The following is a 21,890-nucleotide window of genomic DNA, read 5'->3' as shown; positions in this document are numbered from 1 at the left end:
CAAGGGGAAATTAAATAATGAAACGCTTGACCTTGACCTTCGGCGCCAGCCTGCTGGCGCTGGCCGCGGGCGCGGCTTCCGCCCAGAACATCCGGATCGGCCTGCAGGAAGATCCGGACGTGCTGGACCCGCACCGGGCGCGCACGTATGTGGGCCGCATCGTCTTCACCTCGCTGTGCGACAAGCTGATCGACATCGATCCCAAGCTGCACTTCGTGCCGCAACTGGCCACCTCGTGGTCGTTCAGCCCCGACAACAAGGTGCTGACCTTCAAGCTGCGCGAGGACGCGCTGTTCCATGACGGCTCCAAGTTCGACGCCGCCGCGGCCCGCGCCAACCTGGAACGCGCCATGTCGCTGCCGGACAGCCTGCGCAAGGGCGAACTGGCCTCGGTCGAAAAGGTCGACGCGCCCGACGCGACGACCCTGGTGCTGACGCTGAAAAAGCCCGACGCCACCTTGCTGGCCCAGCTGTCCGACCGCGCCGGCATGATGCTGTCGCCCAAGACCTTCAGCGACGACGTCGCCGCCGTGGGCCGCAAGCCGGTCTGCTCCGGCCCCTACAAGTTCGTCGAACGCATCCAGAACGACCGCATCGTGCTGGAGAAATTCGACCAGTACTACGACGCCAAGGATTTCGCCTTCAAGCGCGTGACCTTCCTGCCGATTCCGGACACCACCGTGCGCCTGTCCAACTTGCGCGCGGGCGACCTGGACATGCTGGAACGCCTGAATCCCTCCGACGTGCCGCAGGTCAAGACCGACGCCAGCCTGACGTTCGCGCCGGTGGCCGGCCTGGGCTTCCAGCAGTTCATGTTCAACGTCGCCAACGGCAAGCGCGCCGAGGACAATCCGTTCAAGAACAAGCTGGTGCGCCAGGCGTTCCAGTACGCCATTGACCGCAACGCCATCAGCGAAGTGGCCGGCGGCGGCATCTTCGATCCGGCCCAGCAGCCGTTCCCGCCCGCCAGCCCCTACCACAGCGACAAGTTCCCGCCGACCCAGCGCGACGTTGCCAAGGCCAAGGCGTTGCTCAAGCAAGCGGGCTTCGACCGCGTGAAGGCCGAGGTCATGTTCGGCAACAACACCACGACGTCGTCGATCGCCGAGATCGTCCAGGCCATGGCGTCCGAGGCGGGCTTCGACCTGTCCTTGCGTCCGACCGAGTACGCGGCCCTGCAGAAGGAATCGGCCGGGGGCAACTTCCAGGTCGTGATGCTGGGCTGGTCGGGCCGGGTCGATCCGGACGGCAACATCCACGCTTTCGTCACCTGCAAGGGCGCGCTGAACGATGGCCACTACTGCAACCCGGAAGTGGACAAGCTGCTGAACGAGGCCCGCACCGTGCCGGACGAAACCAAGCGTAAGGCCATCTATGACCAGGCGCAGACCATCATCCAGGACGAATTGCCCGGGGTGTATAACTACTACCAGCCTTGGCCGTTCGCGCTGGCCAAGAAGGTCAAGGGCTTCACACCCTATCCCGACGGCATGATCCGCCTGAAAGGCGTGACGTACGCGCAGAAGTGATCGCGGCGCGGCCGTTGCGCGCCACGCCAGCCGGACGCGCCTTGCGCGTCCGGTTGTTGTTTGCGGCGGCGGGGCGTCGCGGAATATCCTCCCGGCCCCGTCCGCCGTTCCTGTCTTACGGTTTCTCATATGCTTAAACTCATCTTGCGCCGCGTGATCGTCGCGATACCGACACTGATACTGGTGTCGATGATCGTCTTCATGCTGCAGAAAATCCTGCCCGGCGACCCAGTGCTGACGCTGGCCGGCGAAGAACGCGATCCGGCCGTCCTGGACTACCTGCGGGACAAGTACCGCTTGAACGATCCGCTGCCCGTGCAGTACGCCGCCTGGGCCGGACAGGTCCTGCAAGGCGACCTGGGCAAATCGCTGCGCACCGACGTCCCCGTCACCACGCTGATCGGCCAGAAGCTGCCGGTCACGCTGCAACTGGCCGCCATGGCCATGTTCTTCGCGTTGCTGATCGGCATCCCCATGGGGATCATCGCCGCCGTGAAGAAAGGCAAGCCCGTTGAAATGGGGGCCAACATCGCCGCGCTGTCCGGCATGTCCATACCCAACTTCTGGCTGGGCATCATCCTCATCATGGTGGTGTCGGTGCAGTGGAAGCTGCTGCCGGCCTCGGGCTACGTGTCGCCGTCCGAGGACTTCTGGCTGTCGATCAAGACCATGCTGATGCCGTCCCTGGTGCTGTCCACGGCCATCGCGGCCTACCTCATGCGCCATACCCGCTCCGCCATGCTGGAAGCCCTGTCGGCCGACTATGTGCGTACCGCGCGCGCCAAGGGCGTGTCGCCGCGCAGCGTGGTGCTGCGCCACGCCTTGCGCAATGCGCTCATGCCCATCGTCACGCTGGTGACGCTGCTGTTCGGCGAACTGCTGGCGGGCGCCGTGCTGACCGAGCAGGTCTTCACGATCCCGGGCTTCGGCAAGCTGGTGGTCGACGCGGTCTTCACGCGCGACTACGCGGTGGTGCAGGGCGTGGTGCTCTGCGTGGCGGTGGGCTTCATCATCATGAACCTGCTGGCCGACATCCTGTACATCCTGGTCAATCCCCGCCTGAGGCACTCATGAGCGCAATTCCTGCAACGGCCGCAGCCGTCACGCCGCCCCGCAGCCGCAACCGCGCCTGGGGCAAATTCAAGCGCAACCACATCGCCATGCTGGGCCTGGTCATTGTGCTGTTCTTCGTGCTGCTGGCCATCCTGGCGCCGCTGATCGCCAGCCACGATCCCTTCCAGACCAGCTTCACCACCATCCGCAAGGCGCCTTCGGCGTCCTACTGGCTGGGCACGGACGAGCTGGGCCGCGATATTTTCAGCCGCATGGTGTACGGCGCCCGCGCCTCGCTGATGGCGGGCCTGGTGTCGGTCCTGATCGCGCTGGCGGTGGGCGTGCCCTTCGGTCTTGCCGCCGGCTACTTCGGCGGCTGGACCGACAGCATCATCTCGCGCGCCACCGAAGCATTGCTGGCGATTCCCTTCCTGATCCTGGCCATCGCGCTGGCCGCGTTCCTGGGCCCCAGCCTGATGAACGCCATGATCGCCATCGGCGTCTCGGCCGCGCCCAAGTTCATCCGGCTCACGCGCGGGCAGGTGCTGGCGGTCAAGAACGAGGACTACGTGCAGAGCGCGCGCGCCCTGGGCGCGTCCGACCTGCGCATCATCGGCCGCCACGTGTTTCCCAACGTCATGCCGCCCTTGATCGTGCAGGCCACCATCACCATCGCCACGGCAATCATCGCCGAGGCCAGCCTGTCGTTCCTGGGTCTGGGGCTGCAGCCGCCGAACCCGTCCTGGGGCTCGATGCTGAACACCGCCAAGAACTTCATGACCCAGGCGCCCTGGATGTCGATCTTCCCCGGATCGGCCATTTTCCTGGTGGTGCTGGGCTTCAATCTGCTGGGCGACGGCCTGCGCGACGCGCTCGATCCGCGTCAGGAAAAGTAAACACATGGCAACAACAATGGACCCCAAGCGCGTCGTCCAAGTCAACGACCTGACCGTGCGCTTCAAAGCCCCCGAGCGCATCGTGGAAGCGGTGCGCAAAGTCTCCTTCCACGTCGACTGTGGCGAAACCCTGGCCATCGTGGGCGAATCCGGCTCCGGCAAATCGGTGACCTCGCTGGCGCTGATGCGCCTGGTCGAATACGGCGGCGGCAGGATCGTCAACGGCGGCATGCTGCTGCGCCGGCGCAGCGGCGAAGTGCTGGACCTGCTCAACGCGCCCGACAGCACGCTGCAGCGCGTGCGCGGCGCGGACGTGGCCATGATCTTCCAGGAGCCCATGACGTCCCTGAACCCCAGCTTCACGGCCGGCAACCAGATTGCCGAAGCCCTGCAGCTGCACCAGGGGCTGGACGCGGCCGCGGCCCGCGCCGAGACGCTGCGCATGCTGGAGCGCGTGCGCATCCCCGAGGCCCGCGCCATCCTGGACCGCTATCCGCACCAGTTGTCGGGCGGCATGCGCCAGCGCGTCATGATCGCCATGGCGCTGTCGTGCAAGCCCCAGCTGCTGATCGCCGACGAGCCGACCACGGCCCTGGACGTGACCATCCAGGCCCAGATCCTGCAACTGATCCGTCAGCTGCAGGAAGAAATGGACATGGGCGTGATCTTCATCACGCACGACATGGGCGTGGTGGCTGAAGTGGCCGACCGCGTGCTGGTCATGTACCGCGGCGACAAGGTCGAAGAGGGCAGCTCGGACGAGGTCTTCGCCCGGCCGCAGCACGCCTACACGCGCGCGCTGCTGTCGGCGGTGCCGCGCCTGGGCGCCATGCAGGGCACGGACGAGCCCGCGCCGTTCCCGCTGCTGCGCGTGGATGACGCCACGGCGCGAGCGCAAGCCGCGGCCGCGCCCGTCGCGGCGGCGTCCACCGTGCGCCGCGAAAACGGCCCGGTGCTGAAGGTGCGTGACCTGACCACCAGCTTCGACATCACGGGCGGCATCCTGGGCCGGGTGCAGAAGCGCGTGCACGCCGTGGAGAAGGTCAGCTTCGACCTGTATCCGGGCGAGACGCTGTCGCTGGTGGGCGAGTCCGGCTGCGGCAAGACCACCACTGGCCGCTCGCTGCTGCAGCTGGTCAAGAGCAAGGCCGGCAGCATCGAATTCGACGGCAAGAACATCGGCGCGCTGCGCGGCAGCGCCATGCAGACCCTGCGCCAGCACATCCAGTTCATCTTCCAGGATCCGTTCGCCTCGCTGGACCCGCGCATGACGGTGGGCTACTCCATCATGGAGCCGCTGCTGATCCACGGCGTGGCGCGCGGCAAGGCGGCGCAGGATCGGGTGCGCTGGCTGATGGACAAGTGCGGGCTGCTGCCCGAAATGATCGACCGCTATCCGCACGAGTTCTCGGGCGGCCAGCGCCAGCGCATCTGCATTGCGCGCGCGCTGGCGCTGAACCCCAAGGTAGTGATCGCCGACGAATCCGTGTCGGCGCTGGACGTCTCGATCCAGGCGCAGATCGTCAACCTGCTGCTGGACCTGCAGCGCGAACTCGGCGTGTCATTCCTGTTCATCTCGCACGACATGGCGGTGGTCGAACGCGTCAGCCACCGGGTGGCGGTGATGTACCTGGGGCAGATCGTCGAGATCGGGCCGCGCCGGGCGATCTTCGAGAACCCGCAGCACCCCTACACCAAGAAGCTGATGGCGGCGGTGCCCATCGCCGATCCGCAGCGCCGCCACCGTGAGCGCTCGCTGCTGGTCGACGAGATCCCCAGCCCGATGCGCAAGCTCGGCGACGATCCGCTGGTCGAGCCGCTGGTCGCCGTGGGCGAGGGCCATTTCGTGGCCCGCCATCCGATCGGGGTCTATTGAGGCAGGAGGCCGCCGGCTGGCCGCCGGCGGCTTGCGCCCCGCTGCGCGCGGGGGCGTTCTTGGAACGCCGAAACTAGCGCTTTTCCAGCGCCAGCTTCAGCCCGAAGGCGATGAACACCGCGCCCGTCATGCGGTCCAGGCCGCGCATCACGGCCGGGCGCGACAGCCAGCGCGCCAGCGGCCGCGTCGCGGCCACCAGCACGGCGAACCACAGTATGCCCAGCACCGCGTGGATGCCAGCCAGCAGCAGGCTGAAACGCAGCACGTCCGCGCCCGCGGGGATGAACTGAGGCAGGAAGGTGATGTAGAAGATCCCGATCTTGGGATTGAGGGCGTTGGTCAGGCAGCCGCGGACGAACCACCCACCCGCGCTGGCGGCCGCGGCCGGCGCGGGTGGGGCGGCGCCCGGGGCGGCCTGCTTGCCGGGCCGCGTGCCCCACAGCAGTTTCACGCCCAGATAGAACAGGTATAGGGCCGCGCAGAGGCGTAGCGCGTCATAGGCCAAGGTCGACACCAGCAGCAGCGATCCCAGTCCAAACGCCGCCACGGCGCCCCAGACCAGGCAGCCAGCGGCTACGCCCAGGCCGGCCATGAGGGCGCGGCGGCTGCCTTCGACGGCGGCGGTGCGCAGCACCAGCGCGCTATCCATGCCGGGCGTGACGGTCAGGATGGCGGCGGCCAGGGTAAAGGCGAGCAGGGCGGCGGTGGCGGTCATGGGCGGGATCCGGTGGCGGGCGTGGTGGAGCGGAGCCGGCCAGTGTAGCGCCGCCGGGCCGGCGCCCGCAGCCGTCCGTCGCCGTGCCACGGCGCCGCAGGCGTTATCATGGCGGCCTTCAGCAATTCGCTACATTCACCGGATTTACGCCATGGCCCTGCGCGCCACCATCTACAAGGCCGAGCTCAACGTCGCCGACACCGACCGCCACTATTACGGCAGCCACTCGCTGACGGTCGCCCGCCATCCTTCGGAAACCGACGAGCGCATGATGGTGCGGCTGGTCGCCTACGCCCTGCATGCGCAGGAAGATTTGGCCTTCACCAAGGGCCTGAGCGACACCGACGAGCCCGACCTGTGGGTCAAGGACCTGACCGGCGCGGTCAAGCTCTGGATCGAAGTCGGCCAGCCGGAAGAACGCCGCATCCTGCGCGCCTGTGGCCGCGCCGACGAGGTCATCGTCTATTGCTATGGCGGCTCCGCCAGCAAGATCTGGTGGGACGGCGTGAAGAACAAGCTGGAGCGCACCCGCAACCTGAAGATCGTCAACCTGCCCGCCGACCAGACCCGGGCCCTGGCCCAGCTGGCTGAGCGCACCATGCGGCTGAACGCCAACATCTCGGATGGCGTGGTGTATTTCTCGGCGGACAAGGGCGAGGTCAGCGTCGAGCCGGAGATCTGGCGCTGACGCCTGGGCGAGGAAGGGCGTTCGTGCCGCGGGATCCGCGCACAGGCGCGGATGGCGGGAGCGCAGCTTAGCCCGGGGCGCAGCGTCGCGGAGCAGGTGATTTTGAAATGAGAGTTGTTATCATTTATGATGCAGCCTGTTTCGACTGCTCCCGCCGCCAGTGCCGATGCCCCCCCAGCCCAGTACCTGGCTCGCCAAGTACGCAACGATGTTCCGCGACTGGACGCGCCGCAGCGAGCATCCGCAAGAGGCGGAGGATGCGCTGCAAGAGGCCGCGCTGGGCATGCTGAAGCGGCAGGGCGCCGCGCTGGCCGATCCTTGCGCCTATCTGTACCAAGCCAGCCGCAACAACCTCGTGAGCAATCTGCGCAAGCTCGGCCAGCGCGCCGGCATGCCGCTGCACGACCTGGCCGAACACGAGCACCCGCAGTCGGCCGATGTCACGGACGAGCTTGACGGCATCCAGCTCGCGCATGCGATCGACGCCGCATTGCGGCAGTTGCCCGAGAAATGCCGCCAGGCATACATCTGGCACCGCATCGACGGGCTGACCCAAGCCGAGGTCGCAGCCCGGATGGGGCTTTCACTCAATACCGTCGAACGCTATATCATGCGTGCCATGCGCCATCTGCGCGATGTCCTGCAAAGCGGTGTCTCAGGCTGAATCCGGCCTCACGCTTCTCCCCGATGAACGCTCCCTTGGATCCCCGCCACTACTCCGACCCTCGCGACGCCGCGGCGGCGTGGTTCGCGCGCGCTCGGTCCGGACGCATGGGCGACGCGGATCGGCGGGAGTTCGACGCATGGCTGCGGGCTGACCCGGGGCACCGCAAGGAGTATGCGCTGCTGGAACAACTCTGGGACAGCACGGGCCAGGCGGGACATGAGCGCTTGCGCGCATTGGCCGGTGCGCCGCCGGAGTCGTCGGGGAAATCCGCCGGACGCGGGCGGCGCGCGCTGCTGGGCTGGGGCCTGGCCGGCGCGGGCGCGCTGGCCGTCGGCGGCCTCGGCATAGGCATGCGCTGGCAGCGCCCCGCGAATTTCGAGCAGGCGTTGGCGAGTGCGCACGGGCAGCGCCGGACCGTGCTCCTGCCTGACCGCTCTTCAATCGACCTGAACACCGACAGCCGCGCCGTGGTGCGCTTTTACGCGGACAGCCGCGAGGTCGACCTGGAAACTGGCGAGGCCAGTTTTTCGGTGTCCGCTGATGCGTCGCGCCCCTTCATCGTGCGCGCAGGGCGGGCGACCGTGCAGGTGACCGGCACGCGGTTCAATGTCCGCAGGCGGGACGACGCCACCGAGGTTGCGGTGGCCGCGGGTTCGGTCGAAGTCCGGGGCGCAGGCTGGGCGTTTTGGCGGCGGGAAGCGCTGGGGCCGGGCGAAGGGCTGCTCGCGACCCGCGACGGGCTTACGCCGGCTGCGGCCGTCGATGTGGCCTCGGTCACGGCCTGGCGCGAAGGCCGGATCGTTTTCAACAACACGCCGTTGCCCATGGCCGTGGCCGAGTTGAACCGCTACGCGCCTTTCGTCATCCGGCTGGAAGGCGCGCGCCTGGCGCAGCTCAGGGTATCGGGCACGCTGAGCGTGGACTCTCCCGGCAGCCTGCTTGAACTGCTGCCCCGCATGGCGCCGGTGCGCGTGCGGGCCGACGCCAAAGGCGGTTACGTGCTGACGCCGGCGCTGTAGTTTCAATCTATTACAACATTCACGGCCTGGCGCTTCAGGGATTTCCATCGTTGCGCACTCGTTATCCATGAGTGCCGGCTTGCGACCGCAAGCCGCGTTGAACCCGTTGGAACAAATCCCTCATGTCCCCTCTGTCTTTCCGCCCCCGCCGCCAGCCCGCGCGCGCACGCTTACTGCTGGGACGGCTGTCCCTCGCCCTGATTTCCCTGGCGGCCGTTCCCGCCATTGCGTTGGCTGCCGAGACCGCGGTCATCATCAATTCGGCCCGGCAACCTCTGCATGAGGCGCTGGTCGAGGTCGCTCGCCAGATGTCCATGGAACTTCTGTACGACCCCGCGCTGGTTGCCGGCAAGACCGCGCCGCCCGTGGCCGGGCGACTGACGCCGCAGCAGGCGCTGGACCGGCTGCTGGCGGGCAGCGGCCTGATCGCCGCCGTGGAGAACGGCAAGGCCGTGATCGAGCGCGAACCGGACAATCTGGATGCCGCCACGCTGTCGGCCATTACCGTGACCGCGCGGCGCGCCGAAGACGGCACCACGGAAGGCACCGGCTCCTATACCAGCCGCGTCACCAGCACTGCGTCCAAGACCGACTTGGCCTTCCGCGAAGTGCCGCAGTCCGTGTCGGTGGTCACTCGCCAACAGATCGAAGATCAGCATCTGGTCAGCGTCAGCGACGCGCTGGAGCAGGCGGCGGGCATCACGGTGCAGCGCGCCAACTACAACTCGTTCAACTTCTATTCCCGCGGCTTCCAGATCACCAGCATGCAGATCGACGGCGGCGCACCGCTGGCGTTGGGCGCGTATACCTACGATGCGGGCCAGGATCTGGCGTTCTACGACCGCGTCGAAGTCATGCGCGGCGCTTCGGGCCTGCTGGGCGGCATGGGCGATCCGGGCGGCATCGTCAACCTGGTGCGCAAGAAGCCGCTGGCTGAATCGCAGGTGATCGTCGAGGCCTCGGCGGGCAGCTGGGACAACTACCGGAGCATGATTGATGCCACGGGTCCGTTGGGTTTCGACGGGCGCTTGCGGGGCCGCGCCGTGGCCGTGTACGGAAACAGCGACTCCTTCCTGGACGACCGGAGCACGGAATCGCCCCAGGTGTATGGCGTGCTGGAAGCGGACCTCACGCGCGACACGCTGCTGACGGTTGGTGGCAGTTACACGAAAAACCGTGAACGCGGCAATGGCGATGGCGTGCCGCGCTACGCCGATGGCCGGGATCTGGGCTTGTCGCGCTCGACTTCGTTGACTCAGCCGTGGGCGCTGGCATCGACCGAGACCAGGCAGCTTTTCGCTCAGCTCGATCAGCGCTTTTCGGATCGTTGGCGGCTCAGGCTCAACTACACGCAAGAGCGCAGCGACACGCGTTCGACCACCGCCTTTGCCTACGGCGCCATCAGTCCGGTGGACGGCTCGGGCGCCACCTGGGGGGGCGGGCGCTACGTCATGGACAACCAGCAGAACCTGTTTGACGCCAACCTCAGCGGCGGCTTCGATCTGTTCGGGCAGAGCCACGAGATCCTGTTGGGTGTCGACTGGCAGCGCGTGGAGGGTACGTGGAATACCGGCAAGCCGGTGGACAACTGGATGGTGCCGGTCGATGTGTTCGACCGCAACGCCTGGAATCCCGACATGAACGTGCCGCTGACCACACGCTATGAACCCTGGGGCCAGGAGCAGAAAGGCCTCTACGGCCTGCTGCGCTTTAACCCGACCTCGCGCCTGCACCTGATCGCCGGCGCCCGCGTGAGCCGCTATAAGTTCTTCCAGACCGTTTCGAACCGGAAGGATGCCAGCTCCAGTTGGGCGGTGACTTCGCGCACGGACTATGAGGAACCCAGCAAGACCACTCCCTATGGCGGCGTCATCTACGATCTGGACGACGCCTGGTCGGCGTATGTCAGCTATTCAGCCATCCACAAGCCGCAAGGCTTGCTGAAGTCAGGACCGGCGCCGGGCACCTCGCTGCCCGCGATCAGGGGGAAGAGCTACGAAGCCGGCATCAAGGGCGAACTGATGGATGGCCGGCTCAACGCCACGCTCAGCCTGTTCAACGTCGAACGCACCGGCACCGGCGTGCTCGATCGGCGCTACCCGGAATCCTATGACGTCTGGGCAGGCAGTTGCTGCTACCAGGCGCAGGGCAAGGTCGTGAGCCGCGGCGTGGACCTGGAGATTGGCGGTGAAGTCACGCCGGGCTGGGAGATCGCGCTGGGCTACACCTTCAACAATTCCAAGGACAAAAGCGACGATACGGTGTTCAGTTCGATCACCCCGCGGCATCTGTTCAAATTCTCCACCGCCTATACGCTGCCGGGCTCGTTGTCGCGCTGGCGCGTCGGCGGCAATGCCATCATGCAGAGTTCCACTTTCGTCTCCGGATCGGTCTATGCGCCGGATGGCAAGGCCTCGCCCTACAAGTTCAGCGAACCTGGCCATGCCGTGTTCGGCCTGATGGCGCAATACCGCTTCGACCCCAGCTGGACCCTGACGCTCAACGCCAACAACGTGTTCGACAAGGTCTACTACGAACGCGTGGGCGGTGCGGATGGCGGCAACTGGTATGGCGCGCCGCGCAACTGGATGCTGACGGTGCGCGGCACGTATTGAGCAAGCTTGCGGTTGCCGTCGATTGCCGCGGCGTACCCCCACGCGATTCCGCTGACGGCCTCGTTGCGCGTGGCGCTGGGTACATCGCCGCGGGCGGCGGCGCGCCTCAGCCGCAGGCGTCGGCGGCCTGATTCGCGGGATCGGCGCAGGCGCGCCAGCGGGCCTCGTCCATCGCAGGCAGCAGCAGCACCCGGCTCATCAAATCCGAGTACCAGAAGATCCTGCCAGGCTTGTCGCGCATGGCCTGCCAGACGCGCTCCTGTGCGTTGGCCGCGAGCGGCGCGCGGCCTTGCGCGTCGGTCACGCCCTGGGCCAGGATGGTTTGCGTGTCTGGATTCCAGGACTGCATGTCGGTGTCGTCCAGCGGCACCTCGTCGGCGATGCTCACGATACGCCAGTCATTGCCCGGCACCTCGGTGGACAGCTTGGCCAATTCTTCCCGGCGCACCGGATAAGGGCGGGAGTCGGAGGAGGCGTGCGCGGCATCGGCGTAGGACCTGGCGCCATCTCCGGGAGAATGGCGGCGCAGATAGCGCTGCTGCGGCTGGCCCTGGGCATCATAGGTCTGGACCTGGAAGGCGCCGCCTTGCGAGGTGGTATCGATGGCGCGCAGCAGGCGGCCCGCGGCGTCGCGCGCGTAGAACCGGCCGCCGGCCGGTTCCTGCTTGTCGTCGCAAGCCTCATTGATGAATGCGGTCAGCGCGCCCCGGCCATCGCGTTTCAGGCAGGTCTGGCGGCTTGCCTCGTAGGTGGCGGGCCGGCGGACCGAGGTCTGTTCGTACTCGATCACGCGTGTCAGGGCGCCGGCGCCGTCGTACTCCAGCGTGTAACCGCCGGCCAGGAAGGGCGCGCCGCCGTCGCGGGGGATCTCATAGTGTTCCGCGCGGCACAGCCGGCCGTCGCCGTCGAAATACAGCCTCGCGGGCGCCTGTGAGGCCTTGTCCAGCCGATAGGCGGACCAATCGACCTTGTCCATCCAGGAGCGGGGCAGCGGATCGCCGCCATCCTCGACCCATGCCGGCGTGTTGCGGGCGGCAATGCGTTCGCCCTGGCGGCCCAGCAGGACGCGGTCGCCGCCCAGACCGACCGAGACGGGCACCGCCGTCAGCGCCACGGGCGCGGCGAAATCAACGGCAGCCGGGCCGCAGGCCGCCAGCGCGGGGCCGGCATGCGCGATGGCCGCCAGCAGCAGGACCAGTCGCTTATGCATATTGCAGCATGTCCATGAACTTCAGCAGCGCCCAGAACTCCTTGGACACGCCGCCCAGCCGCAGCTTGCCGTCATGGTCCTCGAACAGCAGGAAGGGGTAGGCGTCGCGCTCCAGGGTGCCGGGAGCGGGCAGGCGGTAGGGCTTGAAGACGTCCGGGTCCTTGAAAAAAGGCTCCAGGCGGCCGCCGCCGTCCACATGCATGTAACGCACGCGCAGTACTTGTTTCTGATACTTGGCCTGCGTTTCCGGGTAATCCCCGCCGTCGCCCGCCACCACGGCGTCGGCCAGGGCGGCCAGGAAGATGCGTTGGAAGCCGGCGTAGTGGATCTCGCCGCTGGTGGAGTCGCCGGGCGCCTCGATCAGCGTCTTGACCAGCTGGGTGGCGCGGGATCCCGGGGCGATGGTCTTCGCGAACAGGCTGTCGATATCGGCCTTGGCCGGATCGGGCGACTGCCGCAGGCGCTGCAGGTCGGCGCGGAAGTCCGCCAGCCACTGCCGGTAGCGGGCATTCTCCGCCTGGCGGTCGAATGCCTGGGCCTGGGCCATGCCGCCAGGGAGGGTGATCAGGAAGGCCAGCAGCAGGAGCCAGGCACGTTGCAGCCAGCCTGGGGGCACGCGGATAGGGTGTTCCATAGGCCGGTGATCATATCGTTCAAAATGATGCTATTTTGGTGCAGAGCGTGACAAAATGTCAGACATGGCCACCGGCATGGTCATGTCTATGAACCCAGTGTTGAATCAGGTCCAGAAATGCCAGCAACAGGTGACGTTCCCCCTGCATGCGCGCCCGCCGGTGGCGCGGAAAATGTGCAACCCGGGCTCGACGGTCCCCTGGACCGGCTCGCCCGCTTGGCCAGGCGGCATTTCGGCGTGGACCTGGCGCTGGTGGCCTGCAGCGACGCCGACGGCGTCTGGCAGGCCCAGGCGGGCGCCTTGCCCGCAGCCAGCGCCGGCATGCTTCCTTTTTCCGTGGATTGCCCGCTGCGCGCCTCCGATGGCCGCCGGCTGGGCACGTTCCGATTGCTGCACGGCCAACCTCGGGACTTCGGCGACGAGGACCTGGACGCGCTGCGCGATTTCGCCGAACTGGCCGTCGCGGCCGTGGAAAAGCGGCAGGCCCTGGCGGCGGAACGGGCGGCGGAAGACGGCTGGCGCACCGAGGCGCGCAATCTGTCCATGGCCATCGCCGGCAGCGGCACGGGGATCTGGGACCGCAACGTCGTGACCGGCGAAATCACGTATTCGCCGGGTTGGAAGGCCTTGCTGGGCTATACCGAATTCGAAGTCACCAATCGCATCGAGGATTCCTACAAGCGCCTGCATCCGGACGACGCCGACTATGTGCGCGCCGCCATGCAGGCGCATTTCGAGGGCCGGACCGAAAGCTACGAGGTCGAGCATCGCATCCTCTGCAAGGACGGCAGTTACAAGTGGATCTGCAGCCGCGGCAAGGTCGTCAGCCGCGATGCGGCGGGCCAGGCCTTGCGCATGATGGGCACCACCACCGACATCAGCGCCATGCGCGCCATGTCGGAGCGCCTGCGGCGCACGGCGGACCTGCTGGTCAACCTGACCGACGCCGTGCCTGGCATGGTGTTCCAGTGCGGCCAGCGGCCCGAGGGCGGGTCGCGCTTCCTGTACGTCAGCGCCGGCATCTGGGACATGTTCGAGCTGACTCCCTACGACGTCCGCACGAGTCCGTCGGCGATCGAGCAGCGCGTCCATCCCGAGGACCTGGCCACTTACCACGCCTCGCTGCAGGCCGCGGCCGCGGCGCAGATGCCCTGGCATCTTGAGTTCCGCGTGTGCCTGCCGCAGCAGGGCCTGCGCTGGCGCCAGGGCGACGCCAGCCCGCGCAAAGGAGCTGACGGCGCCGTGGTCTGGCATGGCTTCGTGACCGACATCACCGACCGCAAGCGCGCCGACTTCGAATTGCGCGAACTTGCCGCCACCGACGCCCTGACCACGCTGCCGAACCGCCGCCATTTCATGTCGCGCATCGCGGCGGAGCTGGCCCGGATCAAGCGGCAGGGCAGCGACTGCGCCGCCGTGCTGATGTGCGACCTGGACCATTTCAAGCGCATCAACGACACCTGGGGCCATGCCATCGGCGATGGCGTGCTGCAGCATTTCGCCAATACGCTGCGGGCGCAGCTGCGGGCGGTCGACCTGGTGGGGCGCATCGGCGGCGAGGAATTCGCCGTGGTGCTGCCGGACACCGACATCGAGCGCGCGCGCGCCTTCGCCACGCGGGTGCAGCAGCGCATCGCGGCGGCCCCGTTTTCGCTGGGCGACGACCGGCATATCCCGCTGACGGTCAGCATCGGCATCTCCACCATGCACACCCTGGACGCCGACGCCGAGCTGGCGCTCAGCCGCAGCGACCGTGCGCTGTATTGCGCCAAGCAGCGCGGGCGTAACCGCATCGAGTCCGCGCCCTCAGTGTTTTCCCGATAGAACAACCGTCAATGGCATTTGTTCCATTGACGGTACATTAGGACACCCCTAGAGTTCCCGTCATGGGAACCTCACTGCCGCTGCCGAAGTACCACCAGATCTACCTCGTCCTGCGCGAGCAGGTGCAGGAGGGGCGTTTCGATCAGGACGGCGTGCCCGGGGAGCACGCGTTGGCCGACCAGTTCGACGTGGCCCGCATCACCATCCGCAAGGCCATGGAGATGCTGGTGGCCGACGGGCTGGTGTCGCGCCGGCCGGGCCTGGGTACCTGGCCGCTGCGCGCGCCCGCGAATCCGGCCAGCGCGCCCAAGGCCAATCCGCAGCAGAAGGCGCATCTGACCGGTCTGCTGGAAAACATCGTCAACATGGGCCTGCGCACCTCGGTGCGGGTGCTGGACAGCACCCTGGTGTCGGCGCCGCCCGTGGTGGCCGAAGCGCTGGACCTCGCGCCCGGCGCGCCCGTGCACAAGAGCCTGCGGGTGCGCAGCACCGAGGCCGGGCCGCTGTCCCACATCACCACCTACGTGCCCCAGGCCGTGGCCGATTTCACGCGCGATGACCTGGAGCGCGAACCCTTGCTGATGCTGCTGGAAGCCGCCGGCGTGGAGTTCGGCGGCGCCACCCAGACCATTTCGGCGCGGCTGGCCGACGCCCAGGTGGCGCGCCACCTGGACGTGGCCGTGGGCTCGGCGCTGCTGGCCGTGACGCGCATCGTGCGTGACGTGAATGAACGGCCCGTGCAGCTGCTGCAAGGCCTGTACCGCCCCGATCGCTATCAGTACCAGTTGCAGCTGTCACGCGTCGGCAGCATCGACGCCAAGGTCTGGGTCAGCGAAGAGCTGTCCGCCCAATTCCATTGAACCCTCGGAGATCGCCCATGAATTCGCGCCGCACTTTCCTCTATCAATCCGCCGCCGCAGCCGCCATGGTGTCGGCGCCGTGGGTGGCCCGCGCCCAGGGCGCCAAGCCCGTGAAGGTCGGGATCCTGCATCCGGTGACGGGGGCGCTGGCCTATTCGGGCCAACAATGCCGCCTGGGCGCCTTGCTGGCGATCGAGGACATCAACAAGGCCGGCGGCATCAAGTCGCTGGGCGGCGCGCCGCTTGAGGCCGTGCTGGGCGATGCGCAGTCGCGGCCCGAGGCGGGTTCGGCCGAGGTCGAGAAAATGAACGAGGCGGGCGTCTCGGCCATCGTCGGCGCCTACGCCTCGGCGATCTGCCTGGCCACGACCCAGACCGCGGCCAAGTACAACCTGCCGCACGTGGTGGACGTGGGCGTGGCCGACCAGATCGTCGAGCGCGGCCTGAAGAACACCTTCCGCTTCGGCCCGGGCTACCGCGCCTGTAGCGAACGCGCCATCACCGACCTGGCCGCGCTCAACGACGCGGCGGGCAAGCCGGCCAAGACCGTGATGATCGTGCACGAGGATTCGCTGTTCGGCACCGGCACCGCGGCGCTGCTGTCCAAGGCGCTGCCGCAGCATGGCTTCGAGGTCAAGGACGTGGTCAAGCACCCGAACCCGACCCGCGACTTCAACAACATCGTGCTGCGCATGAAGTCCCTCAACCCGGACATCGTGATCCCGGCCAACTACTACAACGAGTACGCCTTGCTGCTGCGCGCCATGAAGCAGCAGAAGGTGCAGCCCAAGGCGATCTACTCGGTGCTGGGCGGCGCGGCCTCCAGCTACAAGTTCCTGAAGGAATTCCCCGACATCGCCAACGGCATCCTCGACTGCAACCACTGGTTCAACCCCAAGGACGCGCGCGTGGCGCCGCTGAAGGCGCGTGTCGAGGAGAAGGGCGCCTACTTCAGCTACGAGGTCTTCATGACCTACACCTCGGTGCTGCTGCTGGCCGACGCGCTGGAGCGCGCCAAGTCCGCCGACCGCGCCGCCATCATCGATGCGCTGGCCTCCAGCACGTTCTCCAACCACATCATGCCCTACGGCCCGACCAAGTTCGTGGACGGCCAGAACACCGGCGCGCAGCCCCTGCTGACGCAGGTGATCGGCGGCGACATCAAGGTCGTCATCCCGGCCGACTACCGCCAGGCCGACGCCATCTTCCCGCTGAAGGCCTGAGCGTGCTCGATCCCGCCATCCTCCTTGCCTCGGTGCTCAACGGCCTGACCACGGGCGCGGTGTACGCGCTGATCGCCCTGGGCCTGACCTTGATCTACGGCGTGCTGCACATCATCAACTTCGCCCATGGCGCGGCGTTGATGGTGGCGCTGTACGCCGTGTACCTGTTGAAGGACCGCCTGGGCATCGATCCTTACGCCGCCTTGCCGCTGGTGGTGGCTGGCATGTTCGTGCTGGGTTACGCCTTGCAGCGCTACGTGATCAACCGCGCCAGCCACGGCAAGGACGAGAACATCCTGCTGGTGACGCTGGGCCTGGCCATCGTGCTGGAGAACCTGGCGCTGGTGTGGTTCAAGTCGGACACGCGCACCATCGACACGGCCTACACGCTGTCCACGGTGGAGATCGGGCCGGCCATGATCGCCTTGCCCAAGGTCATCGCCTTCTGGGGCGCGCTGGCGGTGGCGGCGGTGCTGTTCTGGATCATCCGCAGCACCGATCTGGGCCGGGCGATACGCGCGGTGGCCAAGGAAAAGCAGGGCGCCAAGCTCATGGGCATCGACGTGGAGAAGGTCTACGCGCTGTCGTTCGGCATCGGCATGGCCTGCCTGGGCGCGGCGGCCTGCTTCCTGCTGCCGGCTTACTACGTCAACCCGCAAGTGGGCGGCGGCTTCGTGCTGGTGGCCTTCACCATCGTGGTGCTGGGCGGCATGGGCAGCTTTGTCGGCGCGCTGGTCGGCGGCCTGCTGATCGGGGTGGTGGAGTCCATCGGGGGCCTGTTCCTGGGCGACTCGCTGGGCCAGATGGGCATATTCGCGATCTTCATCGCGGTGCTGCTGTTTCGCCCGCAGGGGCTGTTCGGGGCGAGGGGCTGAGCATGGGCAAGGATCTTTTGACTATCGCGCTGTTCGGCGCGGCGCTGGCGGCCGCGGCCGCGCTGACCGAGTCGGGCGTGGCGCTGACGTTCGTGATGATGTCGCTGTACGCGGCCCTGCTGTCGCAGGCCTGGAACATCCTGGGCGGTTACGGCGGCCAGCTGTCGTTCGGCCATGCGCTGTTCTTCGGCGTGGGCGCCTATGCCCAGGCCCTGGGGCAGCTCAACCTGGGGATCAATCCCTGGCTGGCCCTGCCCATGGCCATTGCGCTGGGCGCGCTGGTTGGCTTGGCGGTAGGCGGACTGACGTTCCGCTATGGCCTGAAGGGTTCCTACTTCGCCCTGGTGACGCTGGCGTTCGCCGAGGTGTTCCGCATCCTGGCGTTGTCGGTGTCGTTCACCGGGGGCGGGGTGGGGCTGATGGTGCCGCTGCAGGAGGGTGTGGCCAACATGCAGTTCGGCTCGCGCCGCGGCTACATCTACCTGTTGCTGGGTTTCGTGCTGCTGGCGCTGGTGGTCACCGCGTGGCTGCGCCATTCGCGCTTCGGCGCCTATCTGCAGGCCGTGCGCGACAACGAGGACGCGGCGCGCGCCATCGGCGTGAATCCGCTGCGGGTCAAGCTCGGCGGCATCGCGCTGTCGGCCGCGTTCATGAGCGCGGCGGGGGCCTTTTACGTGCAGGTGTTCCAGTACATCGACCCGGGCATCGCCTTCGGTTCGGCGGTGTCGGTGGAAGCGTTGGTCGGCGCCATCGTCGGCGGCCTGGGCACCTTGTGGGGCCCCGTGCTGGGCGCGGTGACCCTGCATCTCCTGAGCGACCTGACGCGCAACCTGTTCGGCGAGTTGCCGGGCATCAGCATGGTCATCTACGGCGTGGTGCTCATCCTGATCGTGATGTTCCTGCCCCGCGGCATCACCGGTAGCGGCCAGGCGCTGGGCCGCCTGTTCAGTGCCAAGGAGCGCGCCCGTGCCTGAGATCCTGCTGCAAGCGCGCAATCTGTCCATCACCTTCGGCGGCCTGAAGGCAGTCCAGGATGTGAGCCTGGACGTGCGCCAGGGTTCGCTGACTGCGCTGGTCGGGCCCAACGGCGCGGGCAAGACCACGCTGTTCGGCCTGCTGTCCGGCTTTCTCAAACCGGGTTCCGGTTCGGTGCATTTCGCGGGTGCGGACATCACCGGCCGCCCGCCGCACGAGTCGGCGCGGCTCGGACTGACCCGCACCTTCCAGATCGTGCAGCCCTTCGGCGCGCAGACGGTGCGCCAGAACATCGCCGTGGGCGCGCACCTGCGGCTGGGCAATCGCCGCGAGGCCTTGGCCGAGGCCGAAGCGGTCGCGGCGCGGGTCAACCTGCAAGCCTTGCTGGACCGGCCGGCGGCCGATCTGACGGTGGCGGGGCGCAAGCGCCTGGAACTGGCGCGCGCGCTGGCCACACGGCCGCGCCTGCTGCTGCTGGACGAAGTATTGGCGGGGCTCAACCCCAGCGAGATCGACGAGATGATACCGGTGGTGAAACAGCTGACCGACGATGGCGTGACCGTGCTGATGATCGAACACGTGATGCGCGCCGTGATGAGCCTGGCCGAACATGTATGGGTGCTGGCTCAGGGCCGCCTGATCGCCTCGGGCACGCCGGGCGAGGTCACGCGTGATCCGGCCGTGGTCGAGGCCTATCTGGGCCAGGGCGCGGCGGCGCGGCTGGCCGCCCAGGGAGCGCCGGCATGAGCGCGCTGCTGGAAGTCCAGGGACTGCGCGCCGGTTACGGCCGCATGGAAGTGCTGCGCGGCGTCGACCTGCGGGTGGACCCGGGCGAGATCGTGGTGCTGCTGGGCAGCAACGGCGCCGGCAAGTCCACGCTGAACAATACGGTCTGCGGCCTGTGCCGGCCCTGGGGTGGCACGGTGCGCTTCGAAGGGCAGGACCTGACCGGCCGCCACTATCGCGACGTGGTCAAGGCCGGGCTGATCCAGGTGCCGGAAGGCCGGCGCGTGTTTCCCAACCTGAGCGTGCGCGAAAATCTGGAGCTGGGCTCCTTCACGAGGGCGCGCGAGCGTCGCGCCGCCAATCTGGAAAAAGTGCTGCATATCTTCCCGCGCCTGCGCGAACGCCTGGCGCAGCTGGCCGGCACCATGTCCGGCGGCGAACAGCAGATGCTGGCCATCGGCCGCGGCCTGATGGCCGAGCCGCGCCTCCTGATCCTGGACGAGCCCTCGCTGGGCCTGTCGCCGCTGATGGTCGAAGAGCTGTTCGGCCTGATCGGGCGCCTGCATGGCGAGGGGCTGGCGATCCTGCTGGTGGAGCAGAACGTGGGCCAGTCGCTGGAAACGGGACAGCGCGCCTACGTGCTGGAAAACGGGACGGTGCGCTATAGCGGCGCCTGTCCGGAACTGCTGGCCAGCGACGACGTGCGCCGGGCCTATCTCGGGATGTAGCCATGGCCGAGACTCAAACGCTGGCCCAGAAGCTGATCGCGGCGGCTTGCGGCCGCGCTTGCGTGGCCGAGGGCGAAATCGTCACCTGTGACGTCGACCTGGCGATGTTCCACGATTCCAGCGGTCCGCGCCGCTTGCAGCCGATGCTGCAGGAACTGGGCGCCGCGCTGTGGGATCCGTCAAAAGTGGTGCTGGTCATCGACCACTATGTGCCTGAATCCGACGATGAGTCGCGCCGCATCGTGCGCATTGCGCGCGATTGGGCGGCCGAACAGCAATTGCCCAACGTCTACGACTCGCTCGGCATCTGCCATGTGGTGGTGCCGCAGCACGGTCATATCCGCCCGGGCATGTTCTGCGTGGGAGGGGATTCGCACTCGCCCACGGGCGGCGCTTTCGGCGCCTATATGTTCGGCATCGGCAGCACTGAAATGCTGGGCGTGGCGGTCACCGGGAAGATCTGGGTGAAAGTGCCCCAGACCCTGATGATGCGCTGGAACGGCCGTCTGCCGGCAGGCGTGACCGCCAAGGACATGATGCTGCGCATGATAGGACGCTACGGCATGAACGGCGGCCGTTATCAGGCGGTGGAGTTCTGTGGCGAAGCGGTGCGCGCCTTGTCGATGCAGGAGCGCATGACCCTGTCCAACATGAGCGCCGAGCTGGGCTCGCAGGTGGGCCTGATCGCGCCCGATGAAACCACCGTCGCCTATCTGCGGGAGGCGGGCATCACGGACGATATCGACTTGGCGCGCTGGCGCAGCGACGAGGGCGCGCAGGCCGAATGGCACGATTTCGACGCCGCGGCGCTGGCACCCCAGGTTGCCGCGCCGCACAGCCCGGCCAATGCGCGCGATGTGGATCAGTACGCCGACGTGCCGGTGCAGGTGGCCTACATCGGCGCCTGCACCGGCGCCAAGCTGGAGGACCTGCGCGCAGCCGCCAGTGTGCTGCGCGGCCGCCGACTGGCCGCCGGCATGCGTTTGATGGTGGCGCCGGCCAGCCAGAAGGACCAGCGCCAGGCCGAACAGGAAGGGGTCATGCAAGTGCTGCGCGATGCCGGCGCGCAGGTGCTGGCCACGTCCTGCGGCGCCTGCGCGGGCTACGGCGGGTCCATCCCCGACGACGCCAGCGTCATCTCCACCACGGCGCGCAATTTCAAGGGGCGCATGGGCTCGGAAACCGCCCAGGTCTACCTGGCCTCGCCCTACACGGTGGCGGCCTCTGCCGTCGCCGGCCGCATCGCCGACCCCAGGGAGTTCATGGCATGACCGAGCAGTCCGTGACGCATCGCGTCTGGCGCGTGGGCGCGGATATCGACACCGATGCGCTGGCGCCAGGCGCCTACATGAAATTCGGCATCGACGAGATCGCGCGCCATTGCCTGCAACGGGTGCGGCCCGAGTTCGCCGCGCAAGCGCGGCCAGGCGACGTGCTGGTGGCGGGCCCCAACTTCGGCATCGGCTCCTCGCGCGAGCAGGCCGCCGCGGCGCTGGTGCGCCTGGGCATCGCCGCGGTGGTCGCGCCATCCTTCAACGGCCTGTATTTCCGCAACGCCTTCAACGTAGGCCTGCTGCTGCTGACTTGCGGACAGGCCGAAACCCTGGAAGAGGGCGAACTCATTGCCCTGGACCCAGGCGCGGGACGCATCCGCCGCGCCGCAGGCGACCCCATTGAACTGCATTGCGACACCGTGCCCGCCTTTCTGCTGGAAATGGTGCAGGCCGGCGGACTGCTGAATCTGCTGAAACAGCGCAAGACTCATTAGGAACCACAT

At 67.5% G+C, this 21,890-nt stretch carries 20 protein-coding genes; 17 read left to right on the top strand and 3 right to left on the bottom strand.

The features are described from left to right. The first annotated feature begins 17 nt into the window (after positions 1 to 17). The 4 genes from FOC84_RS32420 (at position 18) to FOC84_RS32405 (ending at position 5,354) form a co-directional block, all read left to right on the top strand. Positions 18 to 1,529, top strand: coding sequence for an ABC transporter substrate-binding protein (locus tag FOC84_RS32420; protein WP_173149586.1), 1,512 nt, complete (start codon positions 18 to 20; stop codon positions 1,527 to 1,529). A 129-nt stretch (positions 1,530 to 1,658) separates the two neighbouring features. Then, positions 1,659 to 2,603 (top strand): ABC transporter permease, encoded by a 945-nt coding sequence (locus FOC84_RS32415; protein ID WP_173149584.1) that lies wholly within the window; start codon positions 1,659 to 1,661, stop codon positions 2,601 to 2,603. Continuing rightward, entirely contained in the window at positions 2,600 to 3,478 is an 879-nt protein-coding gene (locus tag FOC84_RS32410) for an ABC transporter permease (RefSeq protein WP_088140044.1), read from the top strand. Before FOC84_RS32415 ends, FOC84_RS32410 begins: the two co-directional genes overlap by 4 nt. A 16-nt stretch (positions 3,479 to 3,494) precedes the next feature. Further along, complete coding sequence (locus FOC84_RS32405; protein WP_173150572.1) at positions 3,495 to 5,354, top strand: dipeptide ABC transporter ATP-binding protein; 1,860 nt, start codon at positions 3,495 to 3,497, stop codon at positions 5,352 to 5,354. 73 nt (positions 5,355 to 5,427) lie between these two features. Here FOC84_RS32405 and FOC84_RS32400 read toward each other — a convergent pair whose 3' ends face one another. Beyond that, positions 5,428 to 6,069 carry a LysE family translocator gene (locus tag FOC84_RS32400; protein ID WP_173149582.1) on the bottom strand — a complete coding sequence of 214 codons (642 nt, stop codon included), beginning with the start codon at positions 6,067 to 6,069 and terminating at the stop codon, positions 5,428 to 5,430. A gap of 151 nt (positions 6,070 to 6,220) precedes the next feature. On the opposite strand from FOC84_RS32400, the gene FOC84_RS32395 reads away from it, so the two are divergent. The 4 genes from FOC84_RS32395 to FOC84_RS32380 all read left to right on the top strand — a co-directional run bounded on the left by FOC84_RS32395 (position 6,221) and on the right by FOC84_RS32380 (position 11,058). Then, positions 6,221 to 6,757 (top strand): YaeQ family protein, encoded by a 537-nt coding sequence (locus FOC84_RS32395; RefSeq protein ID WP_173149580.1) that lies wholly within the window; start codon positions 6,221 to 6,223, stop codon positions 6,755 to 6,757. Between the two features lie 166 nt (positions 6,758 to 6,923). Continuing rightward, positions 6,924 to 7,421, top strand: coding sequence for an RNA polymerase sigma factor (locus FOC84_RS32390; RefSeq protein WP_173149578.1), 498 nt, complete (start codon positions 6,924 to 6,926; stop codon positions 7,419 to 7,421). Between the two features lie 23 nt (positions 7,422 to 7,444). Then, on the top strand, positions 7,445 to 8,443 hold the full coding sequence (locus FOC84_RS32385; RefSeq protein WP_173149576.1) for a FecR family protein: 999 nt from the start codon (positions 7,445 to 7,447) through the stop codon (positions 8,441 to 8,443). A gap of 122 nt (positions 8,444 to 8,565) precedes the next feature. Further along, positions 8,566 to 11,058, top strand: coding sequence for a TonB-dependent siderophore receptor (locus FOC84_RS32380; RefSeq protein ID WP_173149574.1), 2,493 nt, complete (start codon positions 8,566 to 8,568; stop codon positions 11,056 to 11,058). 106 nt (positions 11,059 to 11,164) lie between these two features. Here the strand turns inward: FOC84_RS32380 and FOC84_RS32375 are convergent, their stop codons facing one another. Next, positions 11,165 to 12,268 carry a hypothetical protein gene (locus tag FOC84_RS32375; protein WP_173149572.1) on the bottom strand — a complete coding sequence of 368 codons (1,104 nt, stop codon included), beginning with the start codon at positions 12,266 to 12,268 and terminating at the stop codon, positions 11,165 to 11,167. Then, complete coding sequence (locus FOC84_RS32370) at positions 12,261 to 12,902, bottom strand: hypothetical protein (protein WP_173149570.1); 642 nt, start codon at positions 12,900 to 12,902, stop codon at positions 12,261 to 12,263. The genes FOC84_RS32375 and FOC84_RS32370 overlap by 8 nt, the downstream gene beginning before the upstream one ends. Before the next feature lie 117 nt (positions 12,903 to 13,019). Between FOC84_RS32370 and FOC84_RS32365 the strand changes: the two genes are divergently transcribed. The 9 genes from FOC84_RS32365 to FOC84_RS32325 all read left to right on the top strand — a co-directional run bounded on the left by FOC84_RS32365 (position 13,020) and on the right by FOC84_RS32325 (position 21,881). Continuing rightward, complete coding sequence (locus FOC84_RS32365; RefSeq protein WP_173149568.1) at positions 13,020 to 14,726, top strand: sensor domain-containing diguanylate cyclase; 1,707 nt, start codon at positions 13,020 to 13,022, stop codon at positions 14,724 to 14,726. Positions 14,727 to 14,788: 62 nt separating this feature from the next. Further along, positions 14,789 to 15,586, top strand: a complete 798-nt coding sequence (locus tag FOC84_RS32360) for a GntR family transcriptional regulator (protein WP_173149566.1) — start codon at positions 14,789 to 14,791, stop codon at positions 15,584 to 15,586. Between the two features lie 17 nt (positions 15,587 to 15,603). Beyond that, the gene (locus FOC84_RS32355; protein ID WP_173149564.1) at positions 15,604 to 16,809 is read left to right on the top strand and encodes an ABC transporter substrate-binding protein; all 1,206 of its coding nucleotides are present in this window, start codon (positions 15,604 to 15,606) and stop codon (positions 16,807 to 16,809) included. Between the two features lie 2 nt (positions 16,810 to 16,811). After that, positions 16,812 to 17,684, top strand: a complete 873-nt coding sequence (locus FOC84_RS32350) for a branched-chain amino acid ABC transporter permease (RefSeq protein WP_173149562.1) — start codon at positions 16,812 to 16,814, stop codon at positions 17,682 to 17,684. 2 nt (positions 17,685 to 17,686) lie between these two features. Then, a complete protein-coding gene (locus FOC84_RS32345) occupies positions 17,687 to 18,658 on the top strand; it encodes a branched-chain amino acid ABC transporter permease (protein ID WP_173149560.1) in 972 nt (323 codons plus the stop codon). After that, the gene (locus tag FOC84_RS32340) at positions 18,651 to 19,406 is read left to right on the top strand and encodes an ABC transporter ATP-binding protein (protein ID WP_173149557.1); all 756 of its coding nucleotides are present in this window, start codon (positions 18,651 to 18,653) and stop codon (positions 19,404 to 19,406) included. The genes FOC84_RS32345 and FOC84_RS32340 overlap by 8 nt, the downstream gene beginning before the upstream one ends. Then, a complete protein-coding gene (locus FOC84_RS32335) occupies positions 19,403 to 20,113 on the top strand; it encodes an ABC transporter ATP-binding protein (protein ID WP_173149555.1) in 711 nt (236 codons plus the stop codon). Before FOC84_RS32340 ends, FOC84_RS32335 begins: the two co-directional genes overlap by 4 nt. Positions 20,114 to 20,115: 2 nt before the next feature. Beyond that, positions 20,116 to 21,384, top strand: coding sequence for a 3-isopropylmalate dehydratase large subunit (locus FOC84_RS32330; RefSeq protein ID WP_173149553.1), 1,269 nt, complete (start codon positions 20,116 to 20,118; stop codon positions 21,382 to 21,384). Continuing rightward, entirely contained in the window at positions 21,381 to 21,881 is a 501-nt protein-coding gene (locus FOC84_RS32325; protein WP_173149551.1) for a 3-isopropylmalate dehydratase, read from the top strand. Before FOC84_RS32330 ends, FOC84_RS32325 begins: the two co-directional genes overlap by 4 nt. The last annotated feature ends 9 nt before the right edge of the window (positions 21,882 to 21,890 follow it).

The sequence above is a fragment of the Achromobacter pestifer genome (assembly GCF_013267355.1).
GTDB classification, from domain to species: Bacteria; Pseudomonadota; Gammaproteobacteria; order Burkholderiales; family Burkholderiaceae_B; genus Achromobacter; species Achromobacter pestifer_A.
This window is presented reverse-complemented; position numbering and strand designations above follow the sequence as displayed.